A 13,466-nucleotide genomic window follows, 5' to 3' on the forward strand; every position below is an offset into this window, starting at 1 on the left:
CGGACCGCCCGGTCATTTCAGGTGCTCGCCAGGTGTTCGCCCAGGAACGCCAGCTGCCCCGGAACCCGGCTGCGCCAGTAGTCCATCGTGTGCGCCCCGTCCGAGATTCCGCCGTCCGGTGCCGGGTCGCAGTGCGCCCGGTAGCGTTTCGTCTGCGCGCAGAACGGGTCGTCCACCCCGCACGACACCGACAACGGCAGGCCCTTGGTGCCGGGCTGCCCCGCCAGAGCTCCGTAGGTGGCGAAATCCTCTGCGTCGTCGAAGGATCCGGCCGAGGTGGCGCCCGCGCTCGCGAACAGGGCCGGGCTGGAGGCGGCCGCGGCCACCAGCTGCCCGGCGGCGCCGAACCGGCCGTGCGCGGCCTCCCGGGCCAGCAGCAGCGAACCGAAACCGCCCATCGAATAACCCGTCACCGCGATCTTGCGGGTGCTGAACCCGAGATCGGCCACCCGGGGCAGCAGTTCGCCGGCGATCATGGCGATCGGGTCGTCGCCGTCGGCGCGGGGATGCCAGTAGGTCTCGTCGCCGTCCACCGACACCACGCCCATCGCGGTGCCCCCGTCGCTCACGTGGGCCGCCAGGTACTGGTGCATGCCGAGGTGCTCGAACGACGAGTGCGCGTCGTCCCCGCGCCCGTGCAGCACCAGAACCACCGGCAGGCCGTCCGGGTCGTGGCCCGGCGGGACGGCCCAGCCCCAGGTGACCGGCCGGCCGCGGGCGGTGGAGGCGAACGTGGCGTAGTGCGGGTCGTCGCCACCGGCGTCGGGCACCCCGGCCTCCACCTGCCCGATGCCCAGACGGCGGCGCAGGGCGCTGCGGCCCGGCAGCACCCCGGAGAGTGAGCCGGCCAGCGCGGTGCCGGTGACGGCGGTCCCCGCGGCACCGGTCAGCAGAACGCGGCGGGTGATCTTCCGGGCAGAGGGCATGGCGGCGATTATCGGCTCTCCGGGCGGCACCGGTGCGGGTTGTGATGTTCCGGACAGTGGACGACGAGGAGCCCGGCCGGTTCCGGCGTCGTCCGAACATCGACGGCCGGATGCCGTAGTTTCGCACCGTGCAGCGGGTTCTCGTGGTGGAAGACGATCTGGTGATCGCCGACGCGATCGCGCGCCGGCTGGAGAAGGAGGGGTTCGCCGTCGACGTGGTGCACGACGGGCGCACCGCCGTGGACACCTTCGGTGACGCCACCGACGCGCTGGTGCTCGACGTCATGCTGCCCGGCATCGACGGGCTGGAGGTCTGCCGTCGGGTGCAGGCGGTCCGCCCGGTTCCGGTGCTCATGCTGACCGCCCGGGCGGACGAGACCGACCGGCTGATCGGTCTCGGCGTGGGCGCCGACGACTACCTGACCAAGCCGTTCAGCCCGCGCGAGATGGTGGCCCGGGTGCGGGCCCTGCTGCGCCGGGTGGAGCGCGCCGAGGAGCTGGCCCGGCTGCGGGCCGAGCGCGCGCACCGTCTCGACCTGGGCGACGGCCTGCTGATGGACGTCGGTGGCCGCCGGGTGGAGCTGGCCGGGCAGGAGGTGCACCTGACCCGCACCGAGTTCGATCTGCTGCACGCGCTGGCGCGCCGTCCCGGTGACGTGGTGGGCCGCGAGCGCCTGCTCACCGAGGTGTGGGACTGGGCGGAACCGCCGGGCGGCAACGCGTCCCGCACCATCGACACGCACGTCAAGGTGTTGCGCCGCAAGCTCGGCACCGAGCGGATCCGCACCGTGCACGGCGTCGGTTACGCCCTGGACGTGCCGTGACCGGACGCCGCCGGGCCGTGCTGCGGCTGTGGGACGGCCTGCGCCCGTTCGACCCGATCCGCTCGATCAAGATGAAGTTCGCCCTGCTGGTGGTGATGAACCTGGTGCTCACCGCGGGCGTCACCTGGTTCGCCGTGGTGGTGCTGGAGTGGCGGGTGCGCTACGGCATGATCGGCGCCAGCCTGATCGCGCTGATCGCCAGTCAGGTGCTGGCCCACGGCATGACCCTGCCGTTGCGGCAGATGACCTCGGCGGTGCGGGAGATGGCCGCCGGACGGCCCGCCCCACCGATCCGCACCGGCAGCCGCGACGAGGTGGGCGACCTGGCCCGGGCCTTCACCGCGATGGCCGCCGAGCTGGCCGCCGCCGACCGGCAGCGCCGTCAGCTGCTCGCCGACGTCGGCCACGAGCTGCGCACCCCGGTCGCGGCGCTGCGTGCGCAGGTCGAGAACCTGGTGGACGGCGTGAGACCGGCCGACCCCGCCGCCCTGGACGAGGTGCTCGCCCAGGTCGAGAGACTCGGCGACCTGCTCACCCAGTTCCTGCGCCTGGCCAGCACCGACGGCGGGGCCGAGACGCTGGAACGGCGGGCGGTGCGGGTGCGGGAGCTGGTGGAGCCGCTGGCGGCCGAGGTGGGCGCGGCCCGGCCGGGTGCCTCGATCACCGTGGACGTGGACCCGGGACTGGTGGCCGACGTGGACCCGCGGCGCCTGGCCCAGGTGGTGACCAACCTGCTCGACAACGCGGCACGCCATGCCGGCGACGGGGGCGTCGTGACAGTGCGGGCGGCCGGGCTCACGTCGTCCCCGGGTTTCGCCCTGGAGGTCACCGACGACGGGCCGGGCATCCCGCCGGACCGCTGGCAGAGCGTGTTCGAGCGCTTCCGGTCGGGGGAGCACGAGGGGGCCGCGGGACGGGACGGGGAGGCCTCCCGGCTGGGCGGCGGGACCGGGCTCGGGCTGGCGATCGCCCGCTGGGCCGTGGTGCTGCACGGCGGGCGGATCGCCGTGGTGCCCGCCGAGGGCGAGGGCTGCCGGATCCGCGCCGAGTTCCCGGCCGACGATCTTCACACGATCCCCACAACCTGACCACGGCGTGCCCCCGCGCTCCTTCTACCGTCGCTCGCATGAGCGAAGTGCCCGACGGGACAACGGTTCCCGTGACAGGGATGACAGTAACGACAGGGGCGACAGCAACGACGGGGACGACGGGGACCGCGGTGCCGCCGGTGACCCGCACCTGGCCGGACCCGGCGCCGCCGCGACTGCGGCTGCCGCTCGGGGCGCTGGCCACCGGGGTGGTGGCCGCGCTGCTGCTGCCGGACGCCGCGCCGGGTCTCAACGTCGTGCTGGTCGCCGTGGCCGCCGCGGCGACCGTGCTGCTGTCCGTGCGGTCGCGAGCCGGTCATGACGGGCGGAGGGGACGGCTCGCGACCGCCCTGACGGTGATCTCGTCGCTGCTCGCCGGGGTGGCGGTGGTGCGGGCGAGCGAATGGCTGGTCGCCGGTTGCGTTCTCGCTGCCGCGGCGCTGGGCGCGGCGGTGGCCGTGGGTGCCCGGCGCTGGCCGGCGGTGCTGGCCACCGGCTGGCTGTTCGGCGAGTCGGTGATCCGGTCGGTGCCGTGGGTGGGGGAGACCCTGCGGCGGCGCCGTCCTCGGGGTGTGCCGGTGCGGGCGCCGCGGGCGGTGCTCACCGGCCTGGCGGTCGGCCTGGTCTGCACCGTGGTGATCGGTGCGCTGCTGGCCAGTGCGGACGCCGGATTCGCCGATCTGCTGGGCGGTTTCGGTGATCTTCTGGTGATCGACGTGCCGGGTGTGGACGTGCTGGTGGCCCGGGTGCTGGTGGGTGCCGTGGTGGCGCTCGGCGTGCTCGGTACCGGGTTCGCGGCCTCCACCCGGCTGCGTCAGGAGCCGGCCGCGCCTCGCGACCGGCACCCGGCCGAATGGCTCACGCCGCTGGTGCTGGTGGCGGTCACGATCGCGGCGTTCCTGGCGGTGGAGGCCGGCCGGTTGTCCGGGGTCGCGGGCACGGTGAACCACGCGGAGCGGGCCCGGCAGGGCTTCGGCCAGCTGGTGGTCGTGACCGTGCTGGTGCTGCTGCTGGTGGCCTGGGCCGGGCGGTCGGCGGGTGCGGGGCACCGGGGGCTGCTGGCCGCGGGCGGTGGCACGCTGCTGGCCCTCACCCTGCTGCTCGCCGTGTCGGCGCTGCGCCGGCTGTGGCTCTATCAGGGCGAGTTCGGCTGGACGGTGGCCCGTTTCAACGGCGGGGCCTTCGAGCTGTGGGTGGTCGTGGTGCTGCTGACCGTGGCGGTGGCGTGGACGGTGCGGCGTGCCGACCTGCTGCCCCGGCTGGTGGCGGGCTCGGCCGGGCTGGGGCTGCTCGTGGTGGCGCTGGCCGGCCCGGACGCCGTGGTGGCGGCGGCCAACGTGCGGCGTTACCAGTCGACGGGCGACATCGACACGCTGTACCTGTCGCGGTTGTCGGCCGACGCGGTGCCCGCCCTGACCCGGCTGCCGGAGCCGGTGCGGGCCTGTGCTCTTCCCGATCCGGACGCCGAAGAGCCCTGGTACTCCTGGAACTTCAGCCGGTTCCGCGCCCAGGGTCTGCTGGAGCAGGAGGGACTGACCGCCGGTGACGTCGCGGACCGGTCCGGGTGCGCGGGAGCGCCCGTCGTCGTGGTCGTCCCGGCGGGCTGAGCGCTTCCCGACGGTGGCGGCCCCGACGGGAGCAACCGGGCGAAATGGCATACGGTCGTGGCCGTGGACCCGATGGAAGAGAATGACGACTCGACCCTGACCGTCGACCACCACGTCCGGTTCCGGATCGTCGACGAGCCCGGGCTGATCGCCGCCGGTCGCGCGGCCTACCTCACCGTTCGCCCGCACGGCACGCCGGCCGAGGCGCGGGCCGAGGTGAGCAGCCCCAGTGACGCCGTGGCCGAGCTGATCCACGCCCACGGCTGGCACACCCTCGAAGACGGCACCGAGCACCTGAGCCCGCTGAGCTACGAGATCTCCATCGAGCAGGGCGGTCCGGCCGATGACGACGACCGGCAGGGGTAGCGCGGCCCGGCCGGGTGCCGCGTGGATCGGGCCAGGGGCCTTCAGACCGGGGACGCCGCCGGGCTGGACTCGCCCACCGGCTGGGGCCGGGGACCGCGGATGGCGGCGCCTGCCTCGTCGTCCCTGATCGTCTGCGCGAAAAGCAGCGCGAGGACGGCGAACCCGGCGGCCACGGCGAAGGCCAGGTGGTACGAGGCCATCGGGTGGCCCCCCGCGGTGCCGGTGCCGTCGTCGGCCGTCACCATCGCCGTGGTGAGCAGGGCGACGCCCGCCGCGCCACCCACCTGGCGCAGCGCGTTGAACAGGGTGGAGGCCTGGCCGGTGCGGCGGGCGGGCACGGTGGCGAAGGCCACGGCCTGGCTGGTGACGAACACGTGGGCCATGCAGAAGCCGAGCAGGAACATCTCGGCGCGGGCGATCCACAGGCTGGTGTCGTGACCGAGCAGGGCCAGCATCGCCATCCAGAACGCGGCGCCGGTCAGGCCCAGGCTGATGGTGCGCCGCGCGCCCAGTCGCGGGAACACGAACCGGCTGGCCAGCTGCGAGCCGCACATCACGCCGATGGCCTCGGGGAACACCGCCAGCCCGGCGGCCAGCGGGGTCAGGCCCCGGCCGTCCTGGAAGTACAGCGAGATGGCGTACAGCGTGCCCATGAACCCGGCGGTGAAGCAGACCGTGACCAGGGTGGCCGAGCGCAGCAGCCGGTCGCCGAGCAGCCGCACCGCCACCAGCGGGTGCGACGAGCGCAGCTCCGCGGACACCGCGACGGCGAGCAGGAGCGCGCCGCCGATCAGGGTGACCAGGATGACGGGCGAGCCCCAGCCCCGGTCGGGGCCCTCGGACAGGCCGAACATGAAGGTGGACAGCCCGGCGCCGCACAGCAGGAAGCCGGGCAGGTCGAAGCGGCCGGCGTTCTCGCGCGGCTCGTCGGCCAGGAACACCACGCCGAAGACGAACGCGGCCAGGCCGATCGGCAGGTTCACCCAGAAGACCCAGCGCCACGACAGGTCGGTCACCAGCAGGCCGCCGAGCACCGGGCCGAGCGCGGGGGCCAGGGCGGTGGGGAGGGTCAGGATCGACGACGCCCGCACCCGCTCGTGCGGCGGGAAGGCCCGGAACAGCATGGCCATGCCGACCGGCGTGAGCATGCCGCCACCGGCACCCTGGAGCACCCGGAACGCCACCAGCTGCGGCAGGTTCGCGGCCAGGCCGCACAGCACCGAGGCCACGGTGAACAGGGCGACCGCGGCCAGCAGCACGCGCCTGGCGCCGAACCGGTCGCCCAGCCAGCCCGAGGCCGGGATGAACACGGCGAGGCTGACCAGGAACGCGATCGAGACGCTGTCGATCGAGGTGGCGGTGGTGCCGAAGTCACGGCCGATCCCGGGCAGGGCGACGTTCACGATGGTCGCGTCGAGGATGCTCATGAACATCGACGACACGAACACGACGCTGACCGCGACTTTCTGGCTGACGCGCATGGGATCCGTTCTTCCGTGGTTTGCAGAGGCTCCAGATAGTGAGGATACTCAGCATCTGCACCGGTGCCTAGACGAGGGAGACCACCGTGGGCAGGCCGCAGACGGGTAACGAGGTCGTCGACGCGGTGCTCGGCGCCGCGCACCGGGTACGCCGCTCGATGGACACCGGCCTGCGGGCCAGTGGGCTCTCCCTGCCCACCTACAAGCTGCTGCGCGAGCTCTCGCGCGGCGAGCGCTCGATGCGCGAGCTGAGCGACGTGCTGCGGGTCACCCCGCGCACGGTCACCGACATGGTGGACGGGCTGGAGAGCCGGGGGCAGGTGGAGCGCCGCCCGCACCCGACCGACCGCCGGGTCACCCGGGTGCACCTGACCGAGGTGGGCGCCAAGGACCTGGAGGGGATCGGGGAGCAGGCCGAGGCCGTCCGGGACCGGGCCATCGCCGGGCTGAGCGCCGCCGAGAAGGCCACCCTGGTGAGTCTGCTCGACCGGATCGCCGCTTCCTGATCCCGACACGTCACGGAGATCGTCGTCGCCGGGTCGAGTTGTCGCCGGGTCGAGGAGAGCGTGGGGTAAGGGCTACAGGTCCCCGGGGATCGGCCGAGGCAATTCCGTATGGGGTTCCTCCGCTGGATGCCGAAGGGTTCGCCGGTCTCGGCCGAATCGTGGCAGGCCCGGCACCGGATCGTCCGGCTCGCGCTGTGGCTGTGCCTGCCGACGCTGCTCCTGGTCGGCCTGCTCGGGCCGATGCCGCCGGCCGAGACCCTGGTGCTGACCGGCGGCATCGCCGCGTTCGCCGTGGCGGTGCCGCTGGTGCGCCCGCGGGACGTGAAGGCCGACGTGGCCGGGTTCGGCGTCATCCTGGCCTCGTTCGCCGGGGTCGAGCTGTCCGGCGGGCAGATCCACGCGCACCTGTTCATCCTGTCGGCCGTGGCTCTGGTCGCGCTCTACCAGCGGTGGGGGCCGCTGCTGTTCGCCATCGCGGCCGTCGCCGTCCACCATTTCGTCTTCGGCCTGATCGCCCCGGGACGCGTGTTCAACATGTCGATGGACGGCATGACGATGGACGGCGACCACATCCCGATGAACGAGCTGGTCGCCATGGTGGTGGCGCACGTGGCCGCGATCGGGATCGAGGTGTTCGCGATCCTGGTGTTCTGGCGGTTCTCCGAGGAGCTCAGCGACCGGCTCCAGCAGAGCGTGGACGCGTTGCGCCGGCGCGAGGAGCAGATGCGGCACCAGGCCACCCACGACTCGCTGACCGGACTGCCCAACCGGTCCCGGTTCGGCGACGAGGTGATGAACCAGCTGCGGTCCGGCCATCCCTTCGCCGTCCTCATGCTCGATCTCGACGACTTCAAGCCGGTCAACGACACCTACGGGCACCACGCCGGTGACCAGCTGCTGATCAGCGTGGCCGAGCGGCTCAGCCGGTGCCTGGGCGGGCGCGACGTGGCCGCCCGGCTGGGCGGTGACGAGTTCGCGGTGCTGGTGCGGGAGAAGACCGACCAGCACGGCGTGCAGCACGTGGCCGACCTGATCATCGCGGCGATCAGCGAGCCGTTCCTGCTGGAGGAGGCCAGCGTGAACGTCAGCGTGAGCATGAGCATCGGGATCGCCCGCACCGAGGAGACGATGAGCCTGGACGACCTGATGCGCCGCGCCGACTCGGCCATGTACACGGCCAAGCGGGCGGGCAAGGGGCAGTGGTTCCTGCACGGGGACGAGGGGCCCGCCGCGGACGAGGCGGTGGCGGTGACCCACCGGCGTCCCCACGAGTAGTCCCCTCCGCCCCTTTCGGTACGTGGGGGTGCCCGGATCGGGAGCGCCCACCGATGCGATGCGCCCGGCTGTCCGGCCGGGCTGAGCCGTTCGGCTTTTGACACCACCTCGGGCGCCTTGGTGGTGTCAATTTTCGCAAAGGCCTCCCCCTGCCCGGACCGGCCGGATCGGGAACCTGCCTTCGCGATCCAGCTCCGGAGTTGTTGTGCCGCGGCCCGCACCCGAGGATGGGAGCGGGCCGAACCGCAGGAGGAACCACCATGGCCAGTACACAGGACGGGATGCTCGACCGGCTGACGGTCGCGGACGTGATGCTGCGCCGGCCGAAGACCCTGCCGGCCGGGGCCACCGTGGCGCAGGCCCGGGCGGCGTTCCTCGACGACCACGTGCACCTGCTGCTGCTCGTCGACGGGCAGGACCGGCTGACCGGCACCCTCCAGCGCGACGACATCCCGGACTCGGCCGCGGGCACCGAGCGCACCATCGGCTACCTGTCCACGGCCGCCGACCGCACCGTCGGCCCGGCGCTGTGTGCCGAGGACGCGCGGCAGTTGCTGCTCGCGGCCGGTCAGCGACGTCGCGCGGTGGTGGACCCCGGGGGCCGGCTGATCGGCCTGCTCGCCCTGAAACGCCGCCTCACCGGCTTCTGCTCGGCCGCGGACGTGGCCTCGCGGGCCGCTGAGCGCGAAGGACTGCTAGCCTCCGGCAGGTGACGCTCCTCACGCGGGCCGGGCGGCTCGTGTCACGACGGCGCCGGTGAACGCGCTCGGCGTCGTCCCAAATTAACTGTTGTGCAACGGATCACGGATGTGTCACCGGGGCGTCGCCCGGTGAGTGGCCTGCCGCAACGCTTTCGGACCGGGCCGGTCCCAGCTGTCGCCGCCACAGATCATTTCGGGTAATGTCCCCGGGCAGGGGGAAATTCGGTACCAGGCCGGCCGCGTCACCCGCGACACCGCTGCCGTGGACGCCCATGTCTGTGCACCGGATCCGCAACCTTCGGGCTCTTCGCCCATCTCGTGACGCCATTGCGCGCGTCGCACTCACATTCTCGAACATCGGTGCATCACAGCGCCTTTCCTGTCCCACGCATACCTGGAGACCTGCCCATGCACTGCCTCGACTGCACCCTGCGGTTCGACATGAAGATCGCCGCCGTCGCCAGCTGCCACCACTGCGGTGCCGGCATCTGCCTCGACCACACCACGGTGCTCAACCCCGCACCGGCCGTGATCGGCATGCTGCCCTCCGAGCCGGCCCGCCGCGTCATCAGCTGCCTCGCCTGCACACCGCTGCCGCAGAGCCCGAACCGGGTGCTGGAGCGGATGCGCCAGAGGATGCGCCGCTCGGCCGGCGCGACGGTGGGTTCCCGGGACGCCTGATCCCGCGTCCTGTTCCGGATCCCGCCTCGATGACCTGCCGGTGAGCGAGTTCTTCGTGGACGAGTTCCCTGCGCACCGGGACCTGTAGAACTGTGGCGTGCAGACACCGCTGACGCGCTACCTGGCCGCCGCCACCCTCGCGCGGGTCTCGGACGCCGGGTCGGGCGTCGGGTTCGTGCTGCTGGCCCGTGCCACGACCGGGCTGTCCCGCCCGTCGCTGACCGGGGCGCTGCTGGTCACCTGCCTCACCGCGCCGCACCTGCTGGGCCCGGTGCTGGCCCGCCGGCTCGACCGGGCCCGCGACGGCCGGGTGCTGATCGCCGTGGTGTGCGCCGTGTACGGGGTCTGCCTGATCGCGTCGACCCTTGCGCTGGGCCGGGTTTCGCTGTGGCTGGTGGCCGTTCCGGCGGTGCTGGCGGGAATCTGTGGGCCGCTGCTGACCGGCGGCCTGAGCAGCCGCCTGTCCGGCATGGTGCCGCCCGGCGAGCGCTCACAGCGCCGGGCTCTCGGATTCGACTCGCTCAGTTACGGTTTGAGCGGCACGGCGGGCCCGGCGCTGGTGGCGGCCCTGGCCTCGGTGACCGACGCCCGGGTCTCGATGCTGGTGCTGGGGGCCTGCGCGGTGCTGGCCGGGGTGCTGGTGCGCACGCTGCCTGGCGGTGGTGGGGCGGTGCCCGCCGGCGAGGTGCCGTCGGTGTGGCACACCCTGCGGCTGATCGTGACCACCGGCCCGCTGCGGCGGGTGACCTACGCGACCATGGCGACGGCGCTGCCCGGCGGGGCGATCGCGGTGATCGCCGTGGCCTACGGCGACGACCTGCGGGTGCCGCCCGACACCGCGGCGCTCCTGACCGCCGCCTTCGGGCTGGGCTACCTGCTGGGTTCGCTGGTTGTGACCGCCCGTCCGCTGCTGGGGGAACCCGAACGCCTGGTGACGGCGATGGCCGCGCTGGTCGGCGCCGGGTACGTGGTGTCGGCGCTGGCGCCGGGCTTCGCCGTCGCGTTGGTGGCGTTCACTCTGCTGGGCGCGCTGAACGCGCCGTTGTTCACCGCGACCCTGGCCGCGCGGCAACGGTATTCGCCCGCCGGGGCACGGGCTCAGGTGTTCGTGTCGATGGCCGCGCTGAAGGTGGGGGCGGCCTCGGCCGGGACCGCCGCCGCGGGGGCCGCGACCGGCTGGGGCGCGCGGCCGCTGTTGCTGACCGGTGCGGCGCTGATCGTCGCGACGGCGGGGGTGATGGTGCTCGACCGTCGCGGCCGGCCCACCGGCGGGCCGGTTCTGATGATGGACGACGAAGCCCGGCACGCCGGCTCGCCGTCGTGCGAGGGCCAGGGCCGGTGAACAGGCCCGCCCGGCGGTGCGCGGTGACCCGGGCCGGGAGCTCAGGCCGGGCCGGGAGCTCAGGCCGGGCCGATGGACGACGACGAGCGCCGTGAGGGCTCCTCGTCGTCCATCGTGGTCAGGCCGGGTCGGGCGCCGACAGGTGGTCGCGGATGGCCTGGAGGCGGCTCACCCGGGCGCTCAGGTCGTCGACCACCGGAATGCCGCCGGTGTGGGCGAGTACCACGGAGCTCTGCTCCCACTGCACCGCGGAGGTGTCGGTCTCCCGGTCACGCAGACGTCGGGCAAGGTGCCGCCCGCGTCGGCGGGGTCCCTTGCTGTCGTGCTCAGACAAAAGCCTGTACCCCTCACCTGGTTCGGCGCCGATCGTGTTCCGGTAACGATAGTGCTTCAAAAGTCCGTGGACTCGACTCTTCAGAAAGGTTTGATCTTTCCTTAGCCGCTGATCAGCGCTCCGCTGCGGACGGTGATCGAGCGCGTCCGGGTTGTCGCGTGCCGGTCGGGCGCAAGGCCGGCGATCGGTGACCCGAAACCGTTTCGGTGCAGCTGTACTCGGACCTCGGCAGGCCCTCACCGTGCACCGGGCCGTCGTCCGTCCCCCTCACGAGGGATCCGGCCGGCCCGGCCGCATGAACCAGCCCGTCACCTCGCGCAGCCACACCTTCTGCGACTTCGCGGCGGCCTCCGGCGGGGTGTTGCCGAGCGGTTCGCCGCCCTCGCCGGTCCCGGGCACGCCGGACACCTGGATCTCGTCCGGCGACACCCGGAAGTGCTTGCCCAGCAGCGTGAGACAGAGCGCCGCGGTGTCGTCGGCATAGGCCCGCTGCCACCGGCACAGCACCGGCAGGCCGGCCTGGTGCCGCTCCAGCTTCGGCCGGAACGGCATCGTCCAGGGGAACGACCGCATCGCCGCCCGGGCCCCGGCCGCCGTCGCGAACGTCTCGTCGGTGGTGGCGACGAACGTGATCCAGTAGAACAGCCGGCCGGCCGACACGACGTCCACCCGCAGGCGCAGCCCGGGCGCCTCCAGTTCGACGTGGTCCAGCCCGGGCCGGGTGAGACGCAGCGCGATCTCGTCACGCGCGGCGGTGGAGGGGTCCGGGGTGGGTTCGGTCACCCGGGCATCATGTCGCAACGGGCAGCCTCCGGTGGATCCGGGGGCATTTTCCGGGCCCCCTCGTGACGGCCCGCGCCCGGCGTGTATTTTGTTCCCGCGCACGGCTTTCGCCGGTCCTCGGCGTGCGTCCGTCCGGGCGGTCCAGCACCCGGGTCACCGCCGGAGGAATCTCGGTGCTCCACGCCCGTTCCGTCACCACGCTCGTCCTGGTGTCCGTCGCCGGTGCCCTCCTCGGCGGCTGCTCGGTGACCGAGGCCGTGCCGGTCTCCGCGGCCACCGTCGCGTTCGTCGCCGTCTGCCAGGACGCCCGCACCGGGACCGTGCTCACCGACGGCTACTGCCTGGGCGGCCACCCCGGCGCCGCGTGGCGCTACTACGACGACAGCCTGTACCGGGCGGCCGATCCCGGTGCGTTCACCGCCGGCCAGAAGCCGGACGGCGGCCTCAGCACGCTGCCCACGCCCGACGCGACCACCACCGTCGAGGTGCAGTGGGGCCGGCACGCCCTGACGATCGAACGGCACCCCGCCACCTCGTGACCCGGCCACCGGACCTCGGAATCACCAGGGGCGTCCCCGATTCCGGCGCGGAAAACTAGCCGGCGACGGCCGGTTCCAGCGTCTCCTCGCACCACTGACGGAACGTGGTGGGCGAGCTCGACGCCGGGGTCCGGGTGACGCCGAGGTCGAGGCCGTCGTTCTTGGCCAGGGCCATGTCGAGCAGTCCCCGAGCCATCGCCTCGCTGTGCCCGGCCCGCACCAGGTTCGCCAGGAACGCCTCCGGCTCGATCTGCTGGTAGCGCACCGGGCGGCCCAGCACCTCGGAGGCGATCTCCGCCATCCGGTCGGGCGACAGGTCCTCCGGCCCGAGCACGGGGACCTCCTGGTGGCCCGACCAGGTGCTGTCGGTGAGCCATCCGGCGGCCGCGGCCGCGATGTCGCGGGCGGCCACCGTGGGCACGGCCAGGCCGGGCGCGGCCGGGCCGGACCAGACGCCCCGCGCGGCGATCGGCCCGGCCTGCCGGGCCACGTTGTCCATGAACGACGGCAGGGTCAGGGCCCGGTAGGCCACCCCGGTGGCGACGATCGCGTCGTCCATCGCCAGGGTCGCGGTGACGTGACCGGCCCGGCCCGCGGCCGGTGTGCCGCGCCCCAGCGCGGACACCCCGACCACCCGCCCGGCGAACGAGGTGAAGGCCCGCAGCGCGGGGCGGGCGAAGCCGGAGTAGGCCTCGTCGGGGGAGGAGGCGTGCGGGGCGGCGGGCACGAGCCAGAACACCGCGTCGGCGTCGTGGAACGCCTCGGTCACCACGGCCGCGTCGGCGTGGGTTCCGGCGACCACCTCGACCCGCCCGGCCACGGCCGGGCCGAGCCGGGCCGGGTCGCGCGCGACCACCCGCACCTTCTCCCCGGCGGCCAGCAGGTCCCGCACCAGATGACGCCCGATCCGGCTGGTCGGGGCGGTGACGGCGATCATGATGTCTCGCTTTCCTCGGCTGTTCTGAGGCCTCCAGTCAAGGCCCGTCGCCCCGCCGGGTGAAGGACCGATCGGC

General features: G+C 73.4%; 15 protein-coding genes. 10 read left to right on the forward strand and 5 right to left on the reverse strand.

What is annotated here, in order from left to right; all coding sequences use genetic code 11:
• Positions 1 to 17: 17 nt before the first annotated feature.
• Positions 18 to 926 (reverse strand): alpha/beta hydrolase, encoded by a 909-nt coding sequence (locus tag KIH74_RS21870; protein WP_214157967.1) that lies wholly within the window; start codon positions 924 to 926, stop codon positions 18 to 20.
• 128 nt (positions 927 to 1,054) lie between these two features.
• Between KIH74_RS21870 and KIH74_RS38835 the strand changes: the two genes are divergently transcribed.
• The 4 genes from KIH74_RS38835 to KIH74_RS21890 all read left to right on the forward strand — a co-directional run bounded on the left by KIH74_RS38835 (position 1,055) and on the right by KIH74_RS21890 (position 4,811).
• Positions 1,055 to 1,750: a response regulator transcription factor gene (locus KIH74_RS38835; protein ID WP_214157968.1), complete on the forward strand. Its 696-nt coding sequence runs from the start codon at positions 1,055 to 1,057 to the stop codon at positions 1,748 to 1,750.
• Positions 1,747 to 2,838: a HAMP domain-containing sensor histidine kinase gene (locus KIH74_RS21880; RefSeq protein WP_214157969.1), complete on the forward strand. Its 1,092-nt coding sequence runs from the start codon at positions 1,747 to 1,749 to the stop codon at positions 2,836 to 2,838. The genes KIH74_RS38835 and KIH74_RS21880 overlap by 4 nt, the downstream gene beginning before the upstream one ends.
• Before the next feature lie 140 nt (positions 2,839 to 2,978).
• Positions 2,979 to 4,445, forward strand: coding sequence for a DUF4153 domain-containing protein (locus tag KIH74_RS21885; RefSeq protein WP_214157970.1), 1,467 nt, complete (start codon positions 2,979 to 2,981; stop codon positions 4,443 to 4,445).
• Positions 4,446 to 4,508: 63 nt separating this feature from the next.
• Positions 4,509 to 4,811, forward strand: a complete 303-nt coding sequence (locus KIH74_RS21890; protein WP_214157971.1) for a hypothetical protein — start codon at positions 4,509 to 4,511, stop codon at positions 4,809 to 4,811.
• 41 nt (positions 4,812 to 4,852) lie between these two features.
• Here KIH74_RS21890 and KIH74_RS21895 read toward each other — a convergent pair whose 3' ends face one another.
• On the reverse strand, positions 4,853 to 6,292 hold the full coding sequence (locus KIH74_RS21895) for an MDR family MFS transporter (protein ID WP_214157972.1): 1,440 nt from the start codon (positions 6,290 to 6,292) through the stop codon (positions 4,853 to 4,855).
• Between the two features lie 86 nt (positions 6,293 to 6,378).
• Here KIH74_RS21895 and KIH74_RS36785 point away from each other — a divergent pair, with 86 nt between their 5' ends.
• From KIH74_RS36785 to KIH74_RS21920, 5 genes are all read left to right on the forward strand, one after another.
• Positions 6,379 to 6,798, forward strand: a complete 420-nt coding sequence (locus KIH74_RS36785) for a MarR family winged helix-turn-helix transcriptional regulator (RefSeq protein ID WP_214157973.1) — start codon at positions 6,379 to 6,381, stop codon at positions 6,796 to 6,798.
• A gap of 126 nt (positions 6,799 to 6,924) precedes the next feature.
• A complete protein-coding gene (locus KIH74_RS21905; RefSeq protein ID WP_214157974.1) occupies positions 6,925 to 8,073 on the forward strand; it encodes a diguanylate cyclase domain-containing protein in 1,149 nt (382 codons plus the stop codon).
• A 260-nt stretch (positions 8,074 to 8,333) separates the two neighbouring features.
• On the forward strand, positions 8,334 to 8,786 hold the full coding sequence (locus KIH74_RS21910) for a CBS domain-containing protein (RefSeq protein WP_214157975.1): 453 nt from the start codon (positions 8,334 to 8,336) through the stop codon (positions 8,784 to 8,786).
• A 396-nt stretch (positions 8,787 to 9,182) separates the two neighbouring features.
• Positions 9,183 to 9,455 (forward strand): hypothetical protein, encoded by a 273-nt coding sequence (locus tag KIH74_RS21915; protein ID WP_214157976.1) that lies wholly within the window; start codon positions 9,183 to 9,185, stop codon positions 9,453 to 9,455.
• A 97-nt stretch (positions 9,456 to 9,552) separates the two neighbouring features.
• The gene (locus KIH74_RS21920) at positions 9,553 to 10,797 is read left to right on the forward strand and encodes an MFS transporter (RefSeq protein ID WP_214157977.1); all 1,245 of its coding nucleotides are present in this window, start codon (positions 9,553 to 9,555) and stop codon (positions 10,795 to 10,797) included.
• A 118-nt stretch (positions 10,798 to 10,915) separates the two neighbouring features.
• On the opposite strand, the gene KIH74_RS21925 is transcribed toward KIH74_RS21920, so the two are convergent.
• Together KIH74_RS21925 and KIH74_RS21930 are read right to left on the reverse strand one after the other, a co-directional pair.
• Positions 10,916 to 11,131 (reverse strand): hypothetical protein, encoded by a 216-nt coding sequence (locus tag KIH74_RS21925; RefSeq protein WP_214157978.1) that lies wholly within the window; start codon positions 11,129 to 11,131, stop codon positions 10,916 to 10,918.
• A gap of 267 nt (positions 11,132 to 11,398) precedes the next feature.
• The gene (locus KIH74_RS21930) at positions 11,399 to 11,914 is read right to left on the reverse strand and encodes a hypothetical protein (protein WP_214157979.1); all 516 of its coding nucleotides are present in this window, start codon (positions 11,912 to 11,914) and stop codon (positions 11,399 to 11,401) included.
• Between the two features lie 173 nt (positions 11,915 to 12,087).
• Between KIH74_RS21930 and KIH74_RS21935 the strand changes: the two genes are divergently transcribed.
• Complete coding sequence (locus KIH74_RS21935; protein ID WP_214157980.1) at positions 12,088 to 12,453, forward strand: hypothetical protein; 366 nt, start codon at positions 12,088 to 12,090, stop codon at positions 12,451 to 12,453.
• 55 nt (positions 12,454 to 12,508) lie between these two features.
• Here KIH74_RS21935 and KIH74_RS21940 read toward each other — a convergent pair whose 3' ends face one another.
• Entirely contained in the window at positions 12,509 to 13,390 is an 882-nt protein-coding gene (locus KIH74_RS21940) for an NmrA family NAD(P)-binding protein (RefSeq protein WP_214157981.1), read from the reverse strand.
• Positions 13,391 to 13,466: the final 76 nt, after the last annotated feature.

The organism is Kineosporia corallincola, from assembly GCF_018499875.1.
GTDB lineage: Bacteria > Actinomycetota > Actinomycetes > Actinomycetales > Kineosporiaceae > Kineosporia > Kineosporia corallincola.

Coding starts and splice junctions, on each gene's coding strand:
- KIH74_RS21915 (WP_214157976.1), top strand. CDS start 9,183: ATGCACTGCCTCGACTGCACCCTGCGGTTCGACATGAAGATCGCCGCC.
- KIH74_RS21870 (WP_214157967.1), bottom strand. CDS start 926: ATGCCCTCTGCCCGGAAGATCACCCGCCGCGTTCTGCTGACCGGTGCC.
- KIH74_RS21895 (WP_214157972.1), bottom strand. CDS start 6,292: ATGCGCGTCAGCCAGAAAGTCGCGGTCAGCGTCGTGTTCGTGTCGTCG.
- KIH74_RS21910 (WP_214157975.1), top strand. CDS start 8,334: ATGGCCAGTACACAGGACGGGATGCTCGACCGGCTGACGGTCGCGGAC.
- KIH74_RS21940 (WP_214157981.1), bottom strand. CDS start 13,390: ATGATCGCCGTCACCGCCCCGACCAGCCGGATCGGGCGTCATCTGGTG.
- KIH74_RS21905 (WP_214157974.1), top strand. CDS start 6,925: ATGCCGAAGGGTTCGCCGGTCTCGGCCGAATCGTGGCAGGCCCGGCAC.